The organism is Falsiroseomonas stagni DSM 19981 (assembly GCF_900114315.1).
GTDB lineage: Bacteria > Pseudomonadota > Alphaproteobacteria > Acetobacterales > Acetobacteraceae > Falsiroseomonas > Falsiroseomonas stagni.
The window spans coordinates 1-22,657 of the sequence record NZ_FOSQ01000025.1 but is presented as its reverse complement, the minus strand read 5'-3'; the positions used below and the strand labels follow the sequence as shown (position 1 = coordinate 22,657).

General features: G+C 63.9%; 20 protein-coding genes. 9 read left to right on the top strand and 11 right to left on the bottom strand.

Annotation, left to right across the window (positions count from 1 at the left end; genetic code table 11):
* Window positions 1-3 precede the first annotated feature (3 nt).
* From BM041_RS28735 to BM041_RS28720, 4 genes are read left to right on the top strand one after another with little or no spacing between them, the layout of a single operon-like run.
* Window positions 4-690: a hypothetical protein gene (locus BM041_RS28735; RefSeq protein WP_092963375.1), complete on the top strand. Its 687-nt coding sequence runs from the start codon at window positions 4-6 to the stop codon at window positions 688-690.
* A complete protein-coding gene (locus BM041_RS28730; protein ID WP_090562575.1) occupies window positions 690-1,256 on the top strand; it encodes a hypothetical protein in 567 nt (188 codons plus the stop codon). Before BM041_RS28735 ends, BM041_RS28730 begins: the two co-directional genes overlap by 1 nt.
* Window positions 1,253-1,606 carry a DUF6950 family protein gene (locus tag BM041_RS28725; protein WP_092963374.1) on the top strand — a complete coding sequence of 118 codons (354 nt, stop codon included), beginning with the start codon at window positions 1,253-1,255 and terminating at the stop codon, window positions 1,604-1,606. Before BM041_RS28730 ends, BM041_RS28725 begins: the two co-directional genes overlap by 4 nt.
* Entirely contained in the window at window positions 1,606-3,627 is a 2,022-nt protein-coding gene (locus tag BM041_RS28720) for a phage tail protein (RefSeq protein WP_092963372.1), read from the top strand. Before BM041_RS28725 ends, BM041_RS28720 begins: the two co-directional genes overlap by 1 nt.
* Window positions 3,628-3,689: 62 nt before the next feature.
* Here BM041_RS28720 and BM041_RS30310 read toward each other — a convergent pair whose 3' ends face one another.
* Window positions 3,690-4,196, bottom strand: coding sequence for a hypothetical protein (locus tag BM041_RS30310; RefSeq protein WP_139226233.1), 507 nt, complete (start codon window positions 4,194-4,196; stop codon window positions 3,690-3,692).
* A 141-nt stretch (window positions 4,197-4,337) separates the two neighbouring features.
* Between BM041_RS30310 and BM041_RS28715 the strand changes: the two genes are divergently transcribed.
* Window positions 4,338-6,170 carry a hypothetical protein gene (locus BM041_RS28715; RefSeq protein WP_092963370.1) on the top strand — a complete coding sequence of 611 codons (1,833 nt, stop codon included), beginning with the start codon at window positions 4,338-4,340 and terminating at the stop codon, window positions 6,168-6,170.
* A gap of 6 nt (window positions 6,171-6,176) precedes the next feature.
* On the opposite strand, the gene BM041_RS28710 is transcribed toward BM041_RS28715, so the two are convergent.
* From BM041_RS28710 to BM041_RS28680, 9 genes are all read right to left on the bottom strand, one after another.
* Complete coding sequence (locus tag BM041_RS28710) at window positions 6,177-6,383, bottom strand: hypothetical protein (protein WP_092963368.1); 207 nt, start codon at window positions 6,381-6,383, stop codon at window positions 6,177-6,179.
* Window positions 6,384-6,472: 89 nt separating this feature from the next.
* Window positions 6,473-7,399, bottom strand: a complete 927-nt coding sequence (locus BM041_RS30305) for a hypothetical protein (RefSeq protein WP_139226232.1) — start codon at window positions 7,397-7,399, stop codon at window positions 6,473-6,475.
* On the bottom strand, window positions 7,389-7,913 hold the full coding sequence (locus BM041_RS28705; protein WP_139226231.1) for a hypothetical protein: 525 nt from the start codon (window positions 7,911-7,913) through the stop codon (window positions 7,389-7,391). Before BM041_RS28705 ends, BM041_RS30305 begins: the two co-directional genes overlap by 11 nt.
* Before the next feature lie 140 nt (window positions 7,914-8,053).
* Window positions 8,054-8,395, bottom strand: coding sequence for a hypothetical protein (locus tag BM041_RS30300; RefSeq protein ID WP_139226230.1), 342 nt, complete (start codon window positions 8,393-8,395; stop codon window positions 8,054-8,056).
* Window positions 8,396-9,440: 1,045 nt separating this feature from the next.
* A complete protein-coding gene (locus tag BM041_RS28700; protein ID WP_139226229.1) occupies window positions 9,441-9,761 on the bottom strand; it encodes a hypothetical protein in 321 nt (106 codons plus the stop codon).
* Window positions 9,762-9,855: 94 nt separating this feature from the next.
* Window positions 9,856-10,605 (bottom strand): hypothetical protein, encoded by a 750-nt coding sequence (locus BM041_RS28695; RefSeq protein WP_092963362.1) that lies wholly within the window; start codon window positions 10,603-10,605, stop codon window positions 9,856-9,858.
* Between the two features lie 180 nt (window positions 10,606-10,785).
* On the bottom strand, window positions 10,786-11,799 hold the full coding sequence (locus tag BM041_RS28690; RefSeq protein WP_092963360.1) for a hypothetical protein: 1,014 nt from the start codon (window positions 11,797-11,799) through the stop codon (window positions 10,786-10,788).
* 179 nt (window positions 11,800-11,978) lie between these two features.
* Complete coding sequence (locus BM041_RS28685) at window positions 11,979-14,447, bottom strand: CHAT domain-containing protein (protein WP_217648887.1); 2,469 nt, start codon at window positions 14,445-14,447, stop codon at window positions 11,979-11,981.
* A gap of 137 nt (window positions 14,448-14,584) precedes the next feature.
* Window positions 14,585-15,532 (bottom strand): hypothetical protein, encoded by a 948-nt coding sequence (locus BM041_RS28680; RefSeq protein ID WP_139226228.1) that lies wholly within the window; start codon window positions 15,530-15,532, stop codon window positions 14,585-14,587.
* 173 nt (window positions 15,533-15,705) lie between these two features.
* On the opposite strand from BM041_RS28680, the gene BM041_RS28675 reads away from it, so the two are divergent.
* The 4 genes from BM041_RS28675 (at window position 15,706) to BM041_RS28660 (ending at window position 21,275) form a co-directional block, all read left to right on the top strand.
* On the top strand, window positions 15,706-15,942 hold the full coding sequence (locus BM041_RS28675) for a hypothetical protein (protein WP_092963354.1): 237 nt from the start codon (window positions 15,706-15,708) through the stop codon (window positions 15,940-15,942).
* Window positions 15,908-17,290, top strand: coding sequence for a type IV secretory system conjugative DNA transfer family protein (locus BM041_RS28670; protein WP_139226227.1), 1,383 nt, complete (start codon window positions 15,908-15,910; stop codon window positions 17,288-17,290). Before BM041_RS28675 ends, BM041_RS28670 begins: the two co-directional genes overlap by 35 nt.
* Before the next feature lie 236 nt (window positions 17,291-17,526).
* Window positions 17,527-18,573, top strand: coding sequence for a J domain-containing protein (locus tag BM041_RS28665; RefSeq protein ID WP_092963350.1), 1,047 nt, complete (start codon window positions 17,527-17,529; stop codon window positions 18,571-18,573).
* A gap of 1,652 nt (window positions 18,574-20,225) precedes the next feature.
* Window positions 20,226-21,275: a hypothetical protein gene (locus tag BM041_RS28660; RefSeq protein ID WP_092963348.1), complete on the top strand. Its 1,050-nt coding sequence runs from the start codon at window positions 20,226-20,228 to the stop codon at window positions 21,273-21,275.
* Window positions 21,276-21,547: 272 nt separating this feature from the next.
* On the opposite strand, the gene BM041_RS28655 is transcribed toward BM041_RS28660, so the two are convergent.
* Complete coding sequence (locus BM041_RS28655; protein ID WP_092963340.1) at window positions 21,548-22,630, bottom strand: IS5 family transposase; 1,083 nt, start codon at window positions 22,628-22,630, stop codon at window positions 21,548-21,550.
* Between the last annotated feature and the right edge of the window lie 27 nt (window positions 22,631-22,657).

The window sequence follows — 22,657 nt, the reverse complement described above, 5'->3', positions numbered from 1 at the left end:
GGCATGACGGAATACGCCTGGCCCAGCGTGCTGCGGCCGTCGCGCCTCAGCTTCTATCTGCAGCACAACACGCTGCGGTTCGTCTCGCCCGTCACCCGCGCCACGCAGGTGCTCCGGCGCGAGGGCGCGCGCTGGGTGGCGGAGGCGAACTTCGAGCCGCTGGGCCGGGTGCAGGCCGGCGTGATGGACGGGCTGCTGGCCGCACTCGCCGGCTCCGCCAACACGGTGCGCATCTGGGACTGGCGGCGGGAGTACCGGACCGGCGATCCGCGCAGCCAGGGCGATGTGCCGACCGGGCCGTACAGCTTCTCGGACGCGACCATCTTCACGGACGGCACCGGGCTGGTGGTGGGATCCGGCAATCCGTCCCTGGCCGCCGGTGCGCCCCGCGGCGCGCTGTCGATCGTGACGCAGGGCTTGTGGCCGAGCACGGTGGCGGTCGGCGCGGGCGACTACATCGGCCTCGGCGGGCGGCTGTATATCGCCACGGCCGCGGTCGCTGCCTCCGGTGCCGGCACCGCCACCATCGCCATTGCGCCGCCGCTGCGCGCCGCGGTCGTGGTTGGGGAGCCGCTGACCCTCTCCGTGCCAAGCGTGCCAATGCGGCTGGTCTCGGATGACGAGGCGGCGAACCCGACGCGGCCCGGGCCCTTCGCGGCCGTCACCATCCGCTTGGAGGAGGCCCTCTGATGTCCGGCACCCCACGCCTCAGCAACCAGGCGGCGTCCGCCGCCACGGCGCCGATCGCCACGCCGGTCGTGCTGGTCGAGCTCGACTTCGCCACCGGCCCCTTTCGCGTCTGGACCGGGCTCGGCCCGCTCGACTGGGCGGGGAAGGTGTTCGAGGGCGCCGGTAGCATTGGCGCCATCTCGGATGTGGAGGAGACGGTGGAGCTGCGTGCCGTCCGCCTGACCCTCGCGCTCTCGCCGGTGCCGCAGGAGGTGGTGGATATCGCGCTGGCAGAGCGCAGCTACCGGCTCCGGCCGGTCACGCTGTGGGGCGCGCTGCTGGATGCGCAGGGGGCCTTCGTGGCGGACCCGTTCCCGCTCTGGGCGGGGCTGATGGACACGATGGAGGTGACGGACGGCGCCGAACCCTCCGTGGCGCTGGCCTGCGAGAGCCGGCTGGTGGACCTCGAGCGGGCCGAGGTGCGGCGCTACACCGACGCCGATCAGCAGGCGGAATACCCCGGCGATCGATTCTTCGAATACGTCCCCGCGCTCCAGGAGGCGGAGATCCGGCTGCCCATCCAGTGACCCGGCTGCCCGACTGGCCGGAACGGCTCGCGGCGCTGATCACCGCGGCTGAGCGTCGGCCCTTCGACGCGGCGCGCTGGAACTGCGGGCGCTTTGCCATGGCCACGGTGGTGGCCTGCACGGGCGAGCGGCCCTCCTGGCAGCACTGCCCCACGCTGGCGGAGATGGCCGACACCGCCGGCTATCCGCGCGTGCCGGTGCCCTTCGCCGGCGCGGGCGACGTGGTGCTTGCCGCCAACCCAGATCGCCTCGGCGTCGTGCTCGACGCCGGCCGCGCCGCCTTCGTCGGTGCCTCGGGCCTGGTCCGCCTCCCCATCACCGCCTGCGCCATCGCCTGGAGGGTTGGCTGATGCCCGTCGCCATCCCCTTCATCGCCGCCGCGGCGGGTGCCGCCGCCTCCGCCGTCATTGGCGGCGACGTTCTGGGCGCCGTGGCGGCCGCCGGCGCCGCCCTGGTGGTGTCCGCCGTCGGGGCCGCCGTCTTCCGCCCCAAGTCGCCCTCCGCCGCCCGCAGCGCCAACGTCACGCCAGGGACGGACACCGGGCCGGGCTCCGGCTTCGATCCACGCACGCCCGGCGCCGGCCGCACCCAGTCCTTCCGCCAACCCATCACCGAGCACCAGATCGTCTTCGGGCGCTGTCGCACATCGGGCCCCGTGGTGTTCCTGCACTCCGCCACCGATGACGAGGGCCGCGCCGACGGCTTCCTGCATGTCGTCGTGGTGCTGGCCGCGCATCGCGTCCGCGCTATCGGCGAGGTGTTCCTGAACGGCACCGCCTCCACCGACGCGAAGTTCGCCGGGCTGCTGCGGATCGACCGCGCGCTGGGCGATCCCGGCCAGGCCGCCAATGCAAACCTGGTCGCGGACACCGGCGGCCAGTGGACCGCCGCCCATCGCGGCCAGGGCCGCGCCTATCTCGCGGTGCGCCTCAAGCTGCGGCCCGAGGCCTTCCCCTCCGGCGCGCCCAGCCTCTCCGCCATCGTCGAGGGGGCGGACACCATCCTCGATCCGCGCACCGGCGCCACCGGCTGGTCCGACAATCCCGCGCTCTGCCTGGCCTGGTACCTGACCTCGCCCTTTGGCTGGCGTGCCGCCTGGGCGGATATCGATCTCCCGGCGCTCATGGCGGCCGCCAACATCTGCGACGAGATCATGGGCCGTCGTGATGGCACCGCCGAGCGGCGCTACACCGTCAACGGCGCCGTCACCCTCGGCGAGGGCAAGATCGCCATCACCCGCAAGCTGGTCGCCGCCATGGCCGGCGCGCTGGTGGTCTCGGGCGGCCGGTTTTACATCCACGCCGGCGCCCCTGCGCTCCCGGCGGCGATACTCACCTCCGACGACCTGCGTGGCGATGTCACCATCGTGGGCTCGCGCCCGCGGCGGGATCTCTTCAACGGGGTGCGCGCCGTCTATGTCGAGCCGGCCGCGGCCTGGCAGCCAACCGATGCGCCGCCTTTGCTGGCCAGCAACTACGTCACCGAGGATGGCGGCGAGGCGATCTACCGGGACATGGAGTTCCCGCTCACCACCTCGGCGGCCACCGTCCAGCGCCTGATGAAAATCGAGCTGGAGCGCAACCGGCGCCAGCGCGAGGTGGCGATGCAGGCCAACCTCTCGGCGCTGCGGCTGCGGCCCTGGGATGGGGTGACGGTTGCGCTGGAACGGCTCACACCATTCCCGGCGCGGGTGACGGGATGGTCGCTGGCACCGGATGGCGGGGTCAATCTGCAGCTGGCGGAGGAGGATCCGGCCGTCTGGGCCTGGAACCCGGCGACGGATGAGCGCGCGACGGGGCAGAACCCGTCGGTGGTGCTGCCGAACCCAGGCGTGATTGCAGCACCCGCCGCCATCCTGGTGGAGACGCCGCTCGGCACGACCTTCACGGCGATCGCCGTCTCCTGGTCGGCGGTGGGCTCCGCCTATCTCGCTGGCTACGAGATCGAGTTCCGCCCGACCTCGGTCGCCGTGTGGCAGGGCTATGCCGGCGGCTTCGGCGCCACCGCCGTCGCCATCCCGACCGCGGAGCCAACCGCCTTCCGGGTGCGGGCGCAGGCGCGCAGCGGGGCGGTGTCGGGCTGGCGGGAGGCGCTGGTTCCGGCCGCCGCCTCCGGCCTGGTCGCGACCGGTATTGCTGGCGGCGTGCGCCTGTCGGGTGGCTTTCCCGCGGATGCTGTCCGGCTGCAGGTCTTCGAGGCCAGCAGCGCCAGCCTCGCCGCCGCCACCAAGCTGGTCGCGGAGCCGACCGCTCTCCCTTGGGATCGCACCGGCCTCACCACCGGCCAGACCCGCTGGTACTGGCTCCGCAGCGTCTCGGCCGAGGGCAACGTCTCCGCCTTCGCCGGCCCGGTCACCGCCGCCCCTCTGTAGTGACTTTACCATTAATTACACAAAAGGAAGATATCAGTGGAAACACAGCAACGTATTGATTGCTAAAACAGTGAAAACGAGAGGCAAATTAAAATAGCTGCCCAGAGGAATACAAACAAGAAGGGCGTAGCATATGGGATAAAGTACTTATATAGTCGCAAGGGAGAGGGCAGAGGAAACCACAAATTCGTCTCTTGTATAGAATCACGAATATAGAATGTGAAAACATCGCGCATTTTTTCGGCTTTATCATTTTCTATGGCTTTGAATTTTACGCGAAGTCGATCTTCATTCTTCCTGAATAAGTATTTTTCGTTTAACGCTTCAAGACGCGCGAACATTGCCACGTTCACGAACAACCAAATAATTCCGGTGAATAAACCCAAGATCGCGACTAGATATAACAAAATTTTAGGTCCGTGCGCTGGATTTATAATGATTAGTGTGAATGAGGTTAACAAAAAACTCTGCCCAGTAAAATAGGCCGCAAGCCGACTATGCAAAAGTGCATCACACTGTTTGTGAAACTCCCAAGCCCATTCATGTTCATCTTTGCTGTCGGCAGCCACTGATTCCTCCGCCCTGACGAGAATGCAACAGTCTCCCACAGCCCACGACGATGTGACAACGGCAGATTCGCATCGAGCGATGGCCCGAACGAATGCACCAGCATGGCGGTTTGCTTCACACAAATGAGGATTAAGCCCGCCATGCCGGCACGCATCGATGACCTGATGGTCCTCAACGCCAATCTCAACAAGACCGACTTCGCGAAGTACCTCCGCGATCGGGAGGCGGTGCTGCCGACCGATTTTGGCGGCCTGGGCGATGGCGTCGCCAACGACCGCACGGCGATCCAGTCCTGCTTTGACCGGGCGGCGGCGGACCAGAAATTCGCCGTCATCCCGCCCGGCACCTGGAACGTGGGCAGCGGCGTCACGCTCGGCGGTGGCGCCCGCGGGCTGATCATGCGCGGCGTCATCCGCTACACCGGCGCGGCTAATGCGCCCGCCACCGTGCTGACGCTGGGCGATGGCGGCACCACGCGCAACGGCGAGAAGCTCTATGCCGGGCTGCAGGTGGTGCGGCAGATCCAGTCCGACTGGGCCTCCGAGGCCGATATCGGGATCCTGGTGCGCAACATCGACGCCTCGGTGGTGGAGCTTCGCCTGATCTCGGGCTTCACCATCGGCATGCGCACGCTGGGCGATGGCCGCGGCGTGGAGGACAGCACCTTCCATCTGCTCCGCATCCTGAACAACCGCTACGGGCTCGACATCCGAGCCGAGACGGCAACGGCCTGGAACACCTCCGTGCGCTACTACGGCGGGCACTTCGCCTGCGCCACGGGGATCAATCCCACGATCGACCGCTACGGCATCCGCTTCTCGCGCGGCGCGGGCGGCTACAACAACCACAACCGGCACGTCTTCGACGGGCCCAACTTCGAGCTGCGGCAGCTCGACCCGAACGTGGCCATCCCGTTCCTCAACGAGACGGACGGCACCGCCATCATCGGCCGCGCGCTGCGCATGGAGGCCTGCTCGCCGATCGTGGCGCGGCACACCGGCAGCGCCACCGACTGTGAATACGAGGTGGCGTGGGCGAACACCTATGCGGTGCGGATCGACTACACCGCGACCGCCGACCGCGCCGGCAACGCGGTGATCAACCGCCACCGCGCCCCCGCCTCGCGGCTGCTGCGGGTGCTGGAGGCGGTGCCGAACCTCCGCGCCGCGGCTTTCCGCCAGAGCGTCACCGAGATCGGCGTCGAGAAGCTGGCGACGCTGGCGACGTCCACCACCGCGGCCACCACGCTGGCGGGGCTATGCTTCAACGGGCTGGACGGGATCGCGGCGACGTCGCGCGGGCTGCTGTTGGACGCCAATCGCGGCATGGCTTTCGTTGTGGACACCTCCTCGGCGAAGGAATTCGCGCTGGCACATTGGCTGGTCGGCGGCGTCGATGGTGGGCGGCTGTTCGTGCGGGTCTTCGATGGCGCCGCGAATGTGCGGGAGAACGTCGCCGGCGACGTGCTGGCGTCTGGAACCACCATGCAGTGGAACGCACCGGCGAAGGGGTGGAACGCCGGCGCGGTGATGGCAGACGCCTCGCTGAACCGGCGCCAGACGATTCGGGTCGGCGCCGGGGTAGCTTTTGCGCAGGTCGGGATCGTCGGATTTGATGGGCAAATAGAAGTGGAGGCGCTGCGGCTATTCGCGCTGCCGGAGGCGGCACCCGCCGTGCTCTATGCCTGCCCCGCAGTGCCGATCGGGACGCGCAGCCTGGCCCTGGAGACGACCTGGGACCTGCCGAGCCTTACGGCAGGCGCGACGGCGAACATCGACGTCACGGTGCCTGGCGCGCGGCGCGGCGACTTCGCCGATGCATCGCTCGACACCAGCAGCATCGCGTTCGTGCTGGACTGCCATGTGTGGTCGAACAACAGCGTGCGCGTGACGGCGCGGAACGTCAGCGCCTCGACCGTAGATCTTGCCGCGGCGGGTCTGTCGGTCCAGGTGACGAAGCGGCGCGTGCCGTGAGCGCGGTCAGAAAACGCAGTCGGTGATCATCAATGGCGTGTCGACCGGCACCGGACCTTGCTCCCGCGCCAACTGCCGCGCAACGAACAACAGAATCTTGCGGCCGTCGTCGTCGACGTGGCCCCAGATGCGGAGCAGCTCCTCGCGCTGCCCGGTGCGAGGCTTCCGGCCGGGGACGCGCTTGGGCCTCGTGTGGTTCGCAATTTCAGTCATGGCGACGCATCCAGTCTGATGTCACGGCGAGATGAACCCCTCCAATGTCAATACCGCGAACCAAACGACGATACTGCAACGATCATCTCCTACAGGGCATCCCTAAGAAAACTTAATTTGTTATAAGCAATACTATTCTTATGACCGGAACTCTCTATTTTGCCAAGAACAAGCTGTACATCTGATCGCAAATCTTCGGACAATGGACCTTCGCGCTTGGCTTCCTGCATAGAATTAAGAATTTCTAAAATACGCACAAGAATCTGACGGTCTTCATCTGGAGAATGGCCCAAAAGCTCCGCGAAACTAGCCAAGCTGGCAACCATGTCGCGCAACTGCCCCTGCTTGTGAGCAGCTTCGGCCGCCTGCTGTCGAGCAACTGCTGCTCGCCGCTGTGCCGCAACATCAATGTTAGAACGAAGCCGGCCCATTATCGATATGCCTCGCCCGACGACCGCGCCAACGCTTCCGGCCGAAGCGGCGATCAACAGTGCCGACGGAACCAATATAATGATCGACGCAAACCCAAGAAACCAAACAAACTCCCACGAAACAGCCAAGCCACTTGAGGAAAAAATTGCGCGTACTCCTACGGCAACTAGACCAACAGCAAATACTGCCATGTTCAAGATGGCAGGGCCAACAAAAAACACAAGGCATCCCTGCTTCATTCCCACAAACATAATAATTACAGATAAAATAACCATAGGAACTATAGCGGTTTGGTTTATCTTCCACACACTAATTATGGGCTTCTGAACAATTCTTCCGTTTATTTGCTCAGTTACCTGACTATTGTATTCAATTTGCCACTTGAATTCCATTAAGTTTTTGAACCACTGCGGATCGTCACTAATTTGAATGAGTATTTCTGAACGATATTTGTCGATTGCTGCCTGAACCTCCTCCGAGGTGGGTTGTCGCGGCGGAGGCACACAGCCGAAAAGTGTTAGCACAATAAAAATAAGAACAAAGCCACTTCGGACTGCCGGTGCGAGTGACAGTTTACCGGTCATTCTGAATACGGCCTTGGATTGCTGCCGCCATCTGGCTCGCTGGGCCTTGAAGTCGCAAGTGTGCAATGAGGCGCCCAAACTCATCCCCGATGCCTCTCACCATCCCATCGAGTTGCTCTCGGTTCCGCTGCAGTTCCCGCTCCCGATGGCCCATCTCGGCCATCTGCATCGCGTTCGGGCTGCCGCGATACCGCATTTCGGCGATCGAGTTCAGCTGCTCGTCGACTGCCCGGCGGGACTCGACGAGCGCCTCGTGCGTTCGATCGAAGACGTGCAACAGGCCGTCCATGTTGCGGTCGAAGGCATGCCGCGCCAGGGTCTGCAGGCCCATCAGCACTTCGCGCTGGCTCTCGATCCTGAACCTTTCAACTTCGCGGTCCAACTCCATCGCCCGAAGCTCCAGCGCGAATTGCTGGCGGCGCGCCTCCATCTCGCTTCGGGCGGTGATGTAGTCTACCGATGCTCGGATGGTTTGGAGCACCAACGGCGTCAGCATAATGACCGGTGCAGGCATTAGGTTCTCCATTCGATGAGGGTTGGGCGAAGTGGGTGCCTCTCCTCTTTTGTGAGGCTCACCGCAGGCCATCGGCAGGTCGCAATCCAGGCGCGCGACCACAAAGGTGCTGCACCGGAGTGCTGCCCATCAAGGGGAGCTTATCCTTCCAAGACCGAATTCTTGAAGCGGTAATACCGCTTCGCGGCATCGATCATCCCGTTGACAAACCAGATGTTTACACCGGCGCAGATGCCTGCACCGACGATGGGTACGACACGAGCCAGCAGGCTCGAGATGATTTTGACACTGAAGTGCGCAGCAGCAGTCTTCGCTCCCCCTTGTGCGGCCGCCTTATTTCCCTCCAGCAGCATCACCGCCGACGAACGGACGGCGCCGTTCAATTTGTTGGAGCCCTTGGTCGTCAGCTTGCTCCCGCCTTTCCAGTGAAATACTTGGTGGTAGCGGAGACCGGGGTGGGGGTGTGGAGTCAGTACGATCAAACATCTATCTCCCGACAAACACCAAAATGCAGGCTCGCACAAATACGAAACGGCTTGAGGTGACGCAGAGGTGAAATAGCCTTTACGGCGCCCCCCCTATGCGGCGCCCGGCCGAACTCAAAGAACCAATCCAATACTGAAGAAAATCTGACCGATGACGTCAAAAAATATCGTATTTCAGTCTAAAATATAAAAATCGGCGGCACGGAAAAGCCGCCTTCCGACGAGAGTGACTGCCGCACCGAGAAGATCTTTCACCCGTCACGAAATTCACAGAATATGCAAAACAGCAACAATTCTAACGACGCCGGTTCTGGCTCTTACTTTTAACGTCTTTAAATCCAGTCGCGCACGTCTTTCCACTCTCGCCAACCTCTGTCACAGTCAGAGCAATGATATGCTTGCGAGAAGGATTTTCGAGCCGCCATCTTTCCGTAAAGAGTGGCCATGGCGAATCCCGCGTGGACCAACTTTGTGTATGGGTCTCCGCCAGCCCTATTCACATTCATAGTTGCGACTGTGGGCTCTAGCGACTCTCGTGTAGTCAAGTAGTCTTTTGACATTGCTCGCACATTTTCGCTGCCGCAGATCTTACATTTCATTGACTTGATCCTTTCGATATATTGCCTGCTTGACAACTTCTATCAGCCAGGGTTTTTACCTTCTTTTTGGCGTGGACCGAGGTCCCCGGATGTCCAGCCGATCCTTCTATTGAGCAACAAGCTTATCGGTGATCCGCCTGCACCTGCAATGGTTAAGGCGCCCGGATGACAACCGCGTCGCGCCTGACCGCCCGATGGTCACTCTCGAAGCGAAAGACGGTCGATTTCGGGTGCTGTCTGGGCGCAGTTCTCCCGTCGCCGTCGGCCTGCGCGACCGATTGTGCCTGCGACGATCGACATCGGCTCGGCGGCGATGACGGAAGCAGAGCAGCGATTGCGCGAGGATCTCCCGGCCCCTGGCTAAATGGGGGACACGGCATCAGTATCGGACACCCTGGCCGACAGCCATCAACCGCGTCAGCCACATCGACGCAGCAGCCCGCCTATTCAGCCAGCGTGAAGGTGGTGCTCGAAGACGCTGGCCGGTTGCGCGCGTGCCACTGCAACTGCCGCGCCTCGTAGTCCGCCTTCTTCGACCAGCCGATCAATGACGCCGTCGGGATGAAGCCGTCCGCCACATTCGTGACGTCGAGCATCTCCAGGCCATAGATGCCGCCGCGCCAGCCCCACAGGATCATGGCGAAGAAAATCCCGATGAACTCGCCAGCATGGCCGACACCGGGGATGAGACCGAAGAGAAGGTCAACACCATCGATGATGACGGAGAAGGCCATCTTGAGCTTCCACTTGGTCATAGGCTGCATGCTGCATCTCCTCATGGCATGTTGGGGGTTTGATACTGGGCTGTGAAATGAGGGCTTGGTGTTGGAGGGGCCAGCTTGCTGGCCCCTCCGCTGCCTAAATGCCGCCCGACCCGCTGGAACCGCCCTGGCCGGAGCTGCCGCTGTCGTGGGCGGCGCTGCCGGCGCTCGACGCGCCGCTGCCGGATCCCCCGCTGCTGCTGTCGACCGCCACATGGCCGCCACCATTGGACGGTCCCGACAAGTAGTTTTGCCAGTCCGCTACGGTCGCCGGCGCGCTCCAGCCCGGCGCCTGGCCCGGGTCGAAGGCAAGGCCCCTATCCGAGCTAGAGGGCGGCCCCATGTCGACGAAACTGGGCTCCATCGTGGGATACGGGACCGCCCAGGTGCTCGACGACGGATCGAAGGCAGAGCCTTGCGAGCGATCGGTGCCGCCGAACCCGTCACCCGTCATGGTGCCCCAAACAGCCCAGTCGTGCGCACCGGCCGGGTTGGCGACGGGCTCGAGGCCAGACGGCGGCGGCGTCGCCCCCCAGCCATCGATAGCGTTCTGCGCATGGCAAGCGCCCCAGGCCGCCAGGCCGGCCAGCGGCGGCCCGGCCCACTCGCCGATCTCGCGACTCACGTCGGGGATGTCGGCGACGCCGCCAACCCAGTCGTTCACGGTACGCGCGGCCTCCAGCCCGCCCTCCGCGCGAGCAACGGCCCCGAAACCGAGGGGCGAGCCCGCGACGGTGATCACCGCCCGCCCCCATTCCTCGGGGTGCTTGGCCGCCGCGTCAGCCGCCGCAAGGACGGCGTCGTTGCACGCGTCTTCGTCGGCGAAGAAATTGCGGAAGAAGGTCATCGGGGTTCTCCTTGTTGAGGCGTTCTGCAGAGGCCGGGAGAGCCGAAGGTCCCGCGCGATGATGGCAAGCGCCGCTTCGGCCGGCGCATTCGAAGGGCTGGGGACATCCACCTGCCTTGGCCGGCTCGCTTGCCCTGTCCGGAGGGCAGGGCGAGCCGGGCTCGTCTCAAGACACCTCGGTCACGCGCCCCGGCCGAGGATGCCGATTTGGTCCCGCCGCAGCGCGACGCGCCAAATACCGGCCAGCGTGTCGACAATCTTCTGCGTCTTAGCAATCGAAGCAGGTGCCTGGACGATAACGGTCCGTCTCGGGCCGTTGGGCGCGTCCTGCACTTCTAGGACGATGTCGCCCATGCCGAGGAAACGCCCTCTAAAGTGCGAGACGTCATGACGTACGCTGAAGACCTGCTCATGGTACAAGCAGATTTGCCGAGCGCCACCGAATGATCCGTCGCCAATGATCAGCCGATTGTTGATACCGTGATTGTGCGGGTCCGCGATGACCACGAGGAAGCAGCGCTCAGCGGGGCAGAAGTACACCACCGCGGCGCGCAGAAGCTTCTGGATACCGTGGAATTCGATCCCGCCCGCCAAGACGATCAGGGCGCCGGGCGGCAGATTCTGGAGTGCCGGGACGTGGCGGCTTGCCATCGTGATCCACTCGGCGGCATGCGCCGCGAGGATCGCGCCGGCGCCGAGGAGCAGCAAACCACCGATCGCCCTGTCGAGGCGCAGGTGCCGCACCTGCCTTGTGGCGCACACCAGCATCTCGCTACCGCTGGGCCGGGGCACGGGCACGCGGCGGAGCATGACAATGCTTAACCAGAACAGCCATGCTGCGGCGAGGAAGTGCTCGATGCCGATGACCATAGCGACCGCCGGGCGAAGCACGGGCCATTCTTGCGACGCCGAGACAATTCGCCCAAGACCGATTTCGACGAGCGCGCGGGGCTGGCCGGTCTCGAACATCGTCCACCCGTCGCGGGCGATGAACACCCCGGCAGTGGCGAGAAGCAAGAACCAAAGCCAGCGGCTGGAAAAGCCAGGATCAGCGTTGTCGAGAAGGGGCTTCCACGCCGGTGCGGCCCCCTTGGCGCTCGGCACGCCCGTCTGGGGGAGCGGCGGCCCGCCGGTACCCGAGGCGTGTCGCGGCGTGGCCGCCGCCGCCGCAGGGTTAGCCCTCACATGGCCCATGATCGCGATATCCTTGGGTCGGTGCACTCAACCGGAGACTGGCGCCGACCAGCGCCTCGGTTCCGGACAAGCCGGGAAGACCACCGGCTGTGTGCGGAACCTATGCTGCGCGACCGAGGGCCGTGCCGCTTAGCCTCTGCAGTTGCAGAGTCTTGCGGGGCTGAGCAGCGTGGTCGGCTTTAGCCCTGACCGACCAGGCTAAAGGCGGCCCAATGTATCGGGTGTCGGAACATTCCTGTGTCGGACCTAATCACAGCGAGCTGCGCCTGCCGCACCGCGGCTGCCTTGCTCACCCCAGCTTCCCGAAGTGCAGCCAGCAACGCTTTGAGGAAGAGATGGCTCGCCTGATCATCCACAGGCCATTGAGTCGAGACCACGGAACGGACGCCCAGGCGGAGCAACGCCGCGTCGACACCGACAATCGCCGAGTCAAGCGCGGCGGGTGGGCGTGACGCTGTCTCGCAGCCGAGCAACAACGCCAAATCGACGCCGCTCAGCGGGCACCGACTGAGGTCTTCCACCGTCAGTTGATCGCCGTCGGCGAGCCGGAACGCGGCCTTCGCCATATCGACGACCTTGGCATCAAAATGGCAAGAAAAATGCAAAATGCGTGGAGGGCTCGAAAGCAGATCAAGCACGGCATCGCGGCGCGCTTCTGGTTCGGGTATTGAGCGTAGGTCCATTCCGGTGGCTGTTGCGAAGGCCTCGATCTCCTTCCGATCCTTTTCCACCCATTGCAGCACGTCCCGCCGGCCGCGCTGGGAAACGCAGACGCTGACCAGGCTGTTAGATCGCGCGTCGTCGTTCGCGGGGGTCGGCCAGCCACCCGGCAGCAGGATCTCGTATTGTTCTGCGAGCCAAGCCCCATCCACGCGCAGGGCTGCGAATGGTACGTGGCTAATCGCCCCCGTTGGTTCGATCAACAAGCGGTGCGGCGCCTCCTGGCGGAGCAGGTCGGTAAGCGGATCGAACAGGATCGCACCCAGCCTTGCCGCTGACGCCGCGACTGCTTCGTCGTCACGTACATTGCGGACCACCATCTGGAACGCCAAGAGTTCTCGATTGAATTCGATCGCGGGGATGCGGACCCGCCGCAGATGCTCGATCCCGCGATGGTCCCTGGCCAGGATCTGGATCTCATCTGCGGCCGCCAGGAAGCCGAGGCTAAGCTCTCCCGCTGCCGGACTCTGCCCGCCGAAACCGGCTTCGTGCGCCAGGTCGATTTCCGGCGGCTGTGCCGCCATCAGCGCCAGCCACCGGCTGCCTCCGCCCGGCCGGAGCTGCGCAGCGCTTCGCTGCCATTCCTCCCAATGGACGCGCTCCGCAGGGAAGGCGGGAAGACGTTCCGCGGCGAGGGCGCGCAGCGACGCGTCTTTGGCAGCGTTGGGAAGTCGGCAGGCTTGTTCGATGCGTAGCGCTTCGACGCGAATTGCCTCGCCGACCCGGCTCTGACCGAGCAACAAGTCGCGCAGCATTTCGTAGGCGTCGTTCGTAGGTCCGCTGCCTACGGGGGAGAGGGCGCCTGCAGCCTTGGCCGCAACCTCCAGCTTTTGCCGCTCGAGCCCCCGTATCGCGTGCTTCAGCAAGGCGGTCGCTACGGGACGCACACGGGGACGGTCAGGAGCGGTCGCGATGACACAACGGGCAAGGAGGTAGGGCACGCTCCAGGCAAGGTCACCGTCGGTCTCCACACCGTCGTTCAGCAGCCGTGCAAGCAACTCGCCGGCCTCGCTCCAGCGACTGGCGTCCAGCAGCCGGTAGGCTTCCCTGAGGTGGAATACATTAGCGTACGGGTCACTACTGGTTGGGCCACTCCACCCGTCACGCTGCGTGCTGTTGCTTCCAAATAAGCGCTCCAACACAGGTCGCATATCCGGAGGGACTTCGTGCGCCGCGGTTCCAGCCAGGAGTGAATTCAGTTCCTCCTTGCTGCTCGCTCGATAAATCGCATGGTCGAGAGCGGCATAGCGTTCATGTTTATGGCGAACTGACGCCTTGTGGGCAGGCCACGCAGAGGCGTCTGTTTCCAGTGGTGCGGGAATGGCGCCAATCATTGCCTCAAAGCGTAGCCAAACCTCGTCGGCCAGCCGCTCAGCACCGCCATCCAACGCCGTGACGCGATAATGGGTAGACCAGTCCCCGGCCAGACGCAGTGCTTGTTCCGGGTCGCAGCGCGGGATGTACGGCTCCACGATGTCGAGCCATTCCAACACCTCGCCGCGGTCCCCGGCGCCGAAGCGATGATCCACGATTCGGCTCGCCAGTTTGACCAGGGTCGTTAGACCATCCTGAGCTTGATTCACCGGCAATTCGGCGACCCGCTGCAGCATGACCGCCGCGCTCTCGGGCGTTCGGCTCGTATCGGCCACGACGCCGAGCAACCGGCCGGCGGTGTCGAAGAAGACCTCGACGAAGTCTGTCAGCGCGACGCCGGACGCCCGCAGGGCTGCGAGTTCCGATTCGAGTTGGGAAACGGTTGAGCCGTAGCCTGTGCTGACCGATCGGTCACCAAGGTCGGCGAGGCGCATCTTGAGCAGGCCAAGGACTCGCTCACCTTCTTCCACATCCCCGATTGTCAGGCAGAACCGACAGCCATAGGAGAGAGCCTCGACGCTCGCAACGATCCCATGTCGGTCGGTGGCTGCCAAGCTTAGCGGCAACAAAGCGTCCATGGCTGCCCGGAAAAGGCGTACGTCGGGCTCGCTCCAGTTTTGCGACGGCCCTGCAAGCGCCGCCCAGGCTTCCCGGAGCGCATGCAGCAGTCCGGGGACGCGCCTGTCGCTACTCATTTGCGGGCTGGCTGTAGCGGCGGAACGACGTCGATCAACATCCGGCCCGCAATTCTTGGCCGCTCCTTGGTGATCGGTTCCGCAAGATGCTTCCGAAGGCTTTCCCTCTGCTCGGGCAGCCCCTCCCCGCCCTGCTCGGACCAAGTCTGCAGCGGTGGGATCGCTTGGCCAAACACCGCCAAGAGCAACTCGAGCCGTTCCGGCACGTTGCTCACGGCGAAGCCGTACGGTCGTCGTTCATCTCGGGTCTCAGGTGCAACTATGATCACCATCTGAGACCACATGCGCGGCGGGACGGGATAGTTCGTTATCGGCTCCCAGCTCTGATCGAGCAGATGCAGACAACCGCGTTGTGCGCACGGCGCGGCCTTGAAGAAGGGGTCCCGGACCGGCCGGTACAGCAGCAGGCAGGTCGTCGTCCGATTGACGACCTGCCTCGCCATGTCGGGTCCGGGTTCACGCAACTGGATCCCTAACCTAGCACCCGTCGGAATCGATCCCTTGGATACAAGGTCCATCGCGATATCTGGGCCAAGGTCGCCACGCTGTAGTGCTCGGCTAGTCAGCTGTGTGAGATCATGTTCCTCAACCAGCCTTGCGTTTGGCAGGGCGGCAAGAAGAGCTGAGAGGCCGTCGAGTGGCTGGTCGCCCTTCCATCTGCCGAAGGAGATCGCCTGCATCTGCGTCACGAACTGATGCAGCGGCCAGTCGAACCACGTCGCCTGGAACTCTGGATGCATCTCCATAAGTCCGCATTCGTTTATAAGTCGTTCAACCTCCCTGGTGGACAAGCTGCGGTCGCCTCGCCGCATCCGCGAAACCTGGGCCGCGTGGAAGCCTAGAATCGACGCTACCTGCTTGTCCGAGGAGGGTAGCCGCGGGTAGCGGCTGTCGGCATTCGCCATCAGCCATTCGAAATTCGGGAAGCGGTTGAATTCAGACATTCGGTCAGCCCCCGAGCTTGCGAGAAAGCGTAGCTTGGCGCGCGGGCGTGTAACAAGTAGCCGCGCAAGACTCTGCAAGACGTTCCCGTGGCACGCGCTTGTCTCTCTCGGCCGGGCCCATCCTCACCTCGGTTGCGGCAACCACCGCATCCCAGCGAGGAAAGGACCTGTCCATGCCGCTTCCGATCATTTTGGCCGCCCCCGCCATTGCCGCGGGGGCCCTGGCCACCGCGCTCATGGTCTATCTGAAGACCCATGCGCTGCACATCGCGACCAGCGCGGCGATGGCCGCGGCCAGCGCCTGGGTTCGCACGCGGGATGCTGATGCCGCGGTAGAGGCCGCACTTCGTGCCGGCGCACGGGCCGCGGCGGGCGATGCCATCCGTGACTTCTTCGAGCACCTCGGTTGAGGGGGGACGAGGCATCCAACCCGGCCGAGGAGGGAGGCGGACCATGAGGTTTCGCAAGTCTCCGCCCGCATCCCACGATGGTCCGCTTCTCGGCTGGCTAAGGCCACATGGAGCGGAGCGCCAAATCGGCTTCAGGGCCGCCCTGTCGGGCGGCCCGAGTGCCGAGCCTGTGTACGGGGACGCGACGGACCATCACCTTGTATTCGGGCCGACAGGCTCCGGGAAAACCCGATCCATTGTCATACCGGGGATCCTGGATCATTGCGGCCCCATGGTAATTCTCGACGTAAAGGGGGAGCTGTTCCGCGCCACGCAGCGCCATGCCGCGCGAAGCGGCAGGCGCGTCTTACTTATCGATCCCTTCCGATTGCTCCCCGAGCACCAGCCCGTGGGTCTGGATCTGTTGCAGCCTATTGCGGAATCGGAGGACCCCGCAGCCGCCGCTCGATCCGTCGCCGAGAGCTTTTCGCCCACCGATCCTGGTCGTGATATGTTCTGGTCTAACTCCGGTAACAGCCTGCTGGCCGCTGCCCTGCACGATGCGGCTGCAAGACGCGGCCGCCCGGGGGACGGACCGCGGAACTTCTCGGAGGCAATGGACCTCCTGACGGGCGACGACGTCGTCTACGCTATCGCGCGCATGCTGGATACGGATCCAGCAATGCCCGCCGAAGCCCATCGGGGGTTCGCGACTTTCCTGCAAATGCCAGAAATTACTCGAGGTGGTGTCCTGGCCAGTGCCCAGGCGCCGCTCCGGCTACTTTCAGGCCTGGGGCTGCGCCAAGCATTGTCTGGCGCCGATATCGACCTCACCTCGCTGACAACAGGCGACAACATAGCAGTATACCTTGCCTGGCCTCAGATGGCACTCAAGAGTCACGGCCCGGCCCTCCGGCTATTTCTATCGCTTTTTCTTGACGCAATCTTCCGGCGCAAGGGGCCGCCTTCCAGCACCACCCTGGTCATGGTCGACGAGGCTGGGACCATAGGACCCGTGCCCCAGATCGAGACCGCGTTCACGCTGGCTCGTGGGTATGGGTGCCGAGTTACCGCGATCTTCCAGAGCATCCATCAGATGGAGGCGTGCTACGGCACGGCAGGCCGGACAGTCTTCGATAATGCTGGCACCATCAGTGTCCTACCGCCCTCCAACGCGCGATCAGCGCAGGACATCGCCGGACTGCTTGGCCTTCCGGCAGAATGCCTCACCGGGCTCGGGCACGACGAGGCGCTGGCAGCGTGCCGCGGACATGCCGCGCGCATCGTCCGGCGCCTCGACTACCTGAGCGACGCTCGCTACGCGGGCAAGTTTGACGACCCCCGCGCCACTCCCGGACGCCGGCGCTGATCGGCCGCAAGAATGCGCAACTGCAATCGAAGCTCATCACGCTGGTGGCCTCGGCATGATTTGGTGGTGCAGCGGGGCACCTCAGTCGTCCCGCGCCGACATGGTCGGGGCACAATCAATCCGGTTGTCGAAGAAACCTGCGCCGCATACCCTCTGGGGAGGTGATGGCTGCGCCGATCTTCAACTCCAGAGGAAAATTCTCCGTCCATCAAGAAGCTTATTGATCGGAGGCATGAATGGCACTGTTTCCGCTGCTGATACCAGTGGCAGTTTTTGCCGCGGGGAAGGCGATCGAGTATCTCACACGCGACGATCCCGTTAGCTTCCCAAGAGCGAAATTTCAACAATTCGAAGTTGGAAGCTCTGGTCATGGCTTGACCATACTTATTGAGTTGGAGGGCTCAGGCGCCCGCGCCCTGGACGGCTGCATCATTCTGGTTAGGCCGAAGCAAGGTGGGCTCTATATCAAGTCAAGGCACGACGACTACGCTGATAAAGACGGCGATATCGTCACAGGCGGACCAATCAGAGCGGACGGGCAGTCTGTTGTAGGTCGCGCATACATTCCATTTGTTGCTTTTCCCGACCCCGATGCGTGTGTCGATCTTGAGGTCGGGGCCGTCAAGGATCAGGGCAAGGCGATCGGACCCGCACTTTTCGAGGGTGTTCAGCTGGAGGCGACGAAATTCGATCGTCGTCATGTGCTCGCTGCGATGAGCGACGCGGCCTTTGCAGCGGTCCAAATGGAAGGATCGATAGAACAGAGCCACGCGAAAGCTGCTCGTGAGGCTCTGACTGAAGCATGGCAGTTGGACAAGTACGGACTGGAAGTCTTGCGTAGGAACCTAAAGCGTGCGGCATCCACGCCCCTTGGTTCGCCATGGTTTGACCCGGGCCGCCTCGCCACCGACATAGGAGACGAGCTAACGGGTGATGACCGAATAAAGGCAATCCGTATGCTGTACAGGGTGGCGGCGGCACAGGGTCCGATTAAATCACAGGCAGATGAATTCCTTCAGCACCTCGGCCGCTTGCTTTCGATAGCAGAAGCCGATCTACTTGCCCTGCGCGAGGTGTTTGTTGTTTCGACGCATTTTGCGACACTTGGGCTGCGCCCGAGCGCGACACTGGACGAGGTCAAGCGTGCTTATCGGCAGGCGGTTAAGGAATGCCACCCGGATGTGGTCCGGCATCTGGATAGTCGCCAGCGCGCCGAAGCAGAGGAGCGGTTTCGCAGGATTACCCTGGCGTACGACAGTTTGATGGCGGCACAATCAAGATAAAATCACACCTTATATTAAAATAAATAAATACATTGGACATTATATCTAATATAAAATAGTGTTTAGTCTAATCGAAAAACTGATTGCATCCCACATAGACTGCACGTTATAGTTTCACCCTGCTTCGGCGCCGCGCTCAACTCAGACCAGCGGTCACAGTGCGGGCACTTGAAGGCCATTTCATTACATGCAGAGCATGTGTAATCTTTTCTTACAGTTCTTATATTGGTCGCGTTCTTCAAAAGCGGCGATATCAAATTATAAAGAATCTTGTGCGGCTTCCCAATCTCCGACACGGCAGCTAAAAGCCGTCGTCGCATAGCTATGTTGTAATACAGATCCCCTGCGTGGCAGTGGGGACAATCATTTTTCTCAGCCATGAGACTTCCTGTCCAGAGCATCGCGATTTTTGTGAATATAATCATATGCTACGGAAATACCTAATGTCAAGCAATTCACTTTCGGACATACACGAAAACATATACACGATTGCATTCTCAGTAATACTCTCATTATCGTCGCGCAGAATGCAGACTCTATGCAGGCCATCCCGGTAGGGACGCCCGTTACCGGGCGCCCCCCGGACAGATCCGAGCGTGCGCTGCTAACGCACTCGGCTTCCACCTCGGGTGTTTGACGATGAAGCGTTGCTGCGGATACGGGTGCTGGACCCCCGGCGGGCGGCAGCCACCGCGCGGCGACCGGCGCCATCCGTGTCCAGGTCACGTAGCCCTTTTGGCTGCGGCGCCCGAGCGCCCGCTTCCAGTGCCAGGTGACGTAGTGCACGAACGACGTGATCGCCTGCGAGTTGGTGGGCACCGCGTGATACGCGGGATATCCGCGCACCACCTGGCCGAGCCAGCGCCCCTGCTCCGGCATAGGCGGATGGCGCAGCCGGTGAGACGCGTCTCACGAACACCAGAGCAGGTTGGAATCCGGTTGCCACTGCTGCTCCAGTCGGTTTTCCAACCTCATATTTCTCATGCGCCGGTAGCGCCGTGAACCGCAGGTTTCCTGGGGTTTTGCCGCGACGGCTCGAGGGTTGGAGAACGCAACGACCGGCATTTGCGTCGCTCCGGAGGCCATTCTCTCTCCGAAGCTCGGGACTTGGGCGATTTAGTCTACAAGCTTCAAGTCACTGAAATCGAGGCAAATCTTCGCCGAGACACACCGGCCGGTTGCGCATCGCGACCGGCTACCGGTCGAGTCTGGGACCGCAAAACAGCGCTCTCCACCCACGGTATTGCGACAAGATGCGGGCCGGGGAAGCATAGCGGTCATCCCAAGCACAAGGCCGCACCCTGCCCCCGCCGCATGACATCTCTGGACTGATCGCCTGGGCGCGGCGCGAGGAATGGCGCGGTGCACTCGCGACGCTGATCGAGCGCCATAGCGCCAAGGCCTGCGCTGGCGCCGGCATTGCGTCGGAGGACATTGGCGACACGCTCGGCAAGTATGCCGCCTCCAACCTCTTCGGCGCGGCCTTCGAGGATCTGCTCGCGACCGACCTGCCCGATGGCCGGAACATCGTCGATGACTACCTCCGTCGCCGTGGGTGGAAGGAAAGCGTCTCAACCCGCGAGTACATCGCTGGGCTGCGCCGTTCGGTCATCAGCCTTTACGAGGTGAGCGGGCTCGTGCGAGGCGAATCCATGCTGCTGCGCGACCTGGTCCGCGGCGGCGAGCCGGTCCGCGTCTGGGAGAAGAGCGGCTCTCAGGGACTGCGGCCCTGGGACCGCATCGCCACACGCATCATCCCCCTACGCGACCGCGCCGTGATCAGCGGCACGCTCCTGGCCCTCGACCGCGACACAAGTGAGGCACTGCTGGCCTCGCTGGGCCGCGTCCGCAACCAGGCGCCCCGTGACGTGGCCGTGGTCGCGCGCGAGCTCGGCATTGAGGCGGAGGCGGAGCGGCTGGCCGGCATTCTCACGCCTGACACGTTGTTGGGCCTAGGCGCCTTTCTGGTGACCAACCTCTGGCTGGACGCCACACTGAAGTCGGCCGAGCGCACGGACCGGGCGGAATTGCTGAACACCGATGGCGATCCGCTGGAATTCACGACGTTGCACTTCCCTCTTCTCGCCGGTGTCACCGCGCCGAGGCTGCGCGCGGCGCTGGCCACCATCCCAGCCCTGCGGCAGGAAAACGCTGGCTTCTGGAACTGGCTGGCCGAGCCGGGGGCGAAGGCGCAGACAGTTCCGCGTCGGGCGACCGGGCAGACATTCATCACGACCATGGATGATGGATCGCTCGTGCTCGGCACCGTGGAGTTCAAAGGCCGCCGCCTGTCACTTGCCGTCAATTCGCCGGCGCGCGCCGAGCGTGGCCGGGCCATGCTGGAGCCGGTGCTGGCGGACCTGGTGCGGGCGCCGCTCACCGAGCGCACCGATCTGGACCAGATGCTGGCGACCGAGCGCCCTCCGCCCGCGCCCACGGGCCTGTCGCCGGAACAGGAGCGCGAAGTGGTCCATCAGGGGCTCGACGCCCATTATCGCCGTGTGCTGGACGAACCGGTCCCAGCACTCGGCGGCAAGACTCCGCGAGCGGCGGCCAAGACCGCAAAGGGACGCGCGGCAGTGGTGGCCTGGCTCAAGATGCTGGAGAACCATTCCGGGCGGCAGAAGCCTGGGAACCCGATGGCCAGCTATGATTTCGGCTGGCTGTGGCGGGAGCTTAGGGTCGAGACGCTGCGCCGGTGACGAGATAAGGACGAGGCATCTGGCAATCGGCCCGCCGCAACGATCAGCGCGCGGCTGCCGCTCGTCGAAACCCTTGTTTGCTGGGTCCCCTGCGATGCCGGCTTACGGGCAAAGCAGACGCCCCAAGCTTAGCAGGCTGCGGAAATTCGCCGCTACGGGCCTGAGTTGTCGTCGTTGTGGTGGCGGTTGGGTAGCGCGAGCGGAGCCGCGACGCTGGGTTCGTGGCGGCTATCTGCCGCAAACTATGGTATGCGGCCTTCGTCCGGCGGCTGTCAGGCAGGTGCCGCCAGGAGCTTTGGCAGGCGGATCAGGTTGTAGGCCGCCACCCTCAGCGTGAAGCTCCATCCGACCCGCTCAAGGCCTCGTAGCAGCGTCCGGCGCATGCCACCGATCTCCTTGCCCCAGCCGAATACCTCCTCGATCCGCTTGCGGATGCGCTGGCTGACCGCGTAGCCGGGGTGGCGCGTGGTTCGCCCGTCAATCGCCGAGCGCCGGCCGTTGGTGTGCTGCGCCACATGCGGCGTCACCCCAAGGTCGCGCATGGCCGCCACGAAATCCCTGGTGTCGTAGTTCTTGTCCGCGCCCAGCGTGCTGCGCGGCGCGCGATCCAGCCCCGCCATCATGGTCTTGCCCGCATCCCGCTCGGCGGTCCCGGTCGCCCGTGTCGTGGTGGCCGCCACCACCAGGCCGTGCCGGTTCTCCATGACCACATGCCCGGCATAGCAGAGCTTCGATGCCTGCCCGTTCGACTTCCGCGCCAGCCGCGCATCGGGATCAGTCTTCGAGGCGTGGGTCTCGTTGCTGCGCTTCTCGCCGTGGAAGTCACGCTCGCCGTTGCGGCCAGGGCCGGGCGGCGCGCCGGAGCCATCCTTCGGCCGGAAGCTCTTCATCGAGGCCCAGGCCTCGATCAGCGTGCCATCCACGGAGAAATGCTCCGACGACAGCAGCGGCTTCACCTGCGGGTCGGCCAGCACGGCCGCGAAGAACTTGGCCGCCACCTCGCCCCGCAGCAGCCGGTCCCGGTTCTTCGTGAACACCGTCACGTCCCACACCGGCGCGTCCATCGACAGCCCGATGAACCAGCGAAACAGCATGTTGTAGGTCACCTGTTCCATCAGCCGGCGCTCGGACCGCACCGAGTAGAAGGCCTGCAACAGCAGTGCTCGCAGCAGCTTCTCCGGCGCGATCGAGTCCCGCCCGCCGGCGGCGTAGAGCGCATCGAAATCCCCGGACAGCCGCTCCAGCGCCGCATTCACCAGCACCCGAATTGCCCGCAGCGGGTAATCCGGCGGCACCAGCGCCTCCGGGCTCACATAGCTGAACATCGACCCCGTCTGCCGATCCGAACCACGCATCGCCCGACCCACCCCCGCCCGATACAG

What these genes read in the sequence shown, in the direction of transcription:
- BM041_RS28660 (WP_092963348.1), top strand. Translation starts at nt 20,226, where the DNA reads ATGCTGCTGCGCGACCTGGTCCGCGGCGGCGAGCCGGTCCGCGTCTGG.
- BM041_RS28680 (WP_139226228.1), bottom strand. Translation starts at nt 15,532, where the DNA reads ATGTCTGAATTCAACCGCTTCCCGAATTTCGAATGGCTGATGGCGAAT.
- BM041_RS28720 (WP_092963372.1), top strand. Translation starts at nt 1,606, where the DNA reads ATGCCCGTCGCCATCCCCTTCATCGCCGCCGCGGCGGGTGCCGCCGCC.
- BM041_RS28700 (WP_139226229.1), bottom strand. Translation starts at nt 9,761, where the DNA reads ATGCAGCCTATGACCAAGTGGAAGCTCAAGATGGCCTTCTCCGTCATC.
- BM041_RS28705 (WP_139226231.1), bottom strand. Translation starts at nt 7,913, where the DNA reads ATGCCTGCACCGGTCATTATGCTGACGCCGTTGGTGCTCCAAACCATC.
- BM041_RS28675 (WP_092963354.1), top strand. Translation starts at nt 15,706, where the DNA reads ATGCCGCTTCCGATCATTTTGGCCGCCCCCGCCATTGCCGCGGGGGCC.
- BM041_RS28655 (WP_092963340.1), bottom strand. Translation starts at nt 22,630, where the DNA reads ATGCGTGGTTCGGATCGGCAGACGGGGTCGATGTTCAGCTATGTGAGC.
- BM041_RS28665 (WP_092963350.1), top strand. Translation starts at nt 17,527, where the DNA reads ATGGCACTGTTTCCGCTGCTGATACCAGTGGCAGTTTTTGCCGCGGGG.
- BM041_RS28695 (WP_092963362.1), bottom strand. Translation starts at nt 10,605, where the DNA reads ATGACCTTCTTCCGCAATTTCTTCGCCGACGAAGACGCGTGCAACGAC.
- BM041_RS28715 (WP_092963370.1), top strand. Translation starts at nt 4,338, where the DNA reads ATGCCGGCACGCATCGATGACCTGATGGTCCTCAACGCCAATCTCAAC.
- BM041_RS28710 (WP_092963368.1), bottom strand. Translation starts at nt 6,383, where the DNA reads ATGACTGAAATTGCGAACCACACGAGGCCCAAGCGCGTCCCCGGCCGG.
- BM041_RS28735 (WP_092963375.1), top strand. Translation starts at nt 4, where the DNA reads ATGACGGAATACGCCTGGCCCAGCGTGCTGCGGCCGTCGCGCCTCAGC.
- BM041_RS28690 (WP_092963360.1), bottom strand. Translation starts at nt 11,799, where the DNA reads ATGGGCCATGTGAGGGCTAACCCTGCGGCGGCGGCGGCCACGCCGCGA.
- BM041_RS28670 (WP_139226227.1), top strand. Translation starts at nt 15,908, where the DNA reads ATGCCATCCGTGACTTCTTCGAGCACCTCGGTTGAGGGGGGACGAGGC.
- BM041_RS30305 (WP_139226232.1), bottom strand. Translation starts at nt 7,399, where the DNA reads ATGACCGGTAAACTGTCACTCGCACCGGCAGTCCGAAGTGGCTTTGTT.
- BM041_RS28730 (WP_090562575.1), top strand. Translation starts at nt 690, where the DNA reads ATGTCCGGCACCCCACGCCTCAGCAACCAGGCGGCGTCCGCCGCCACG.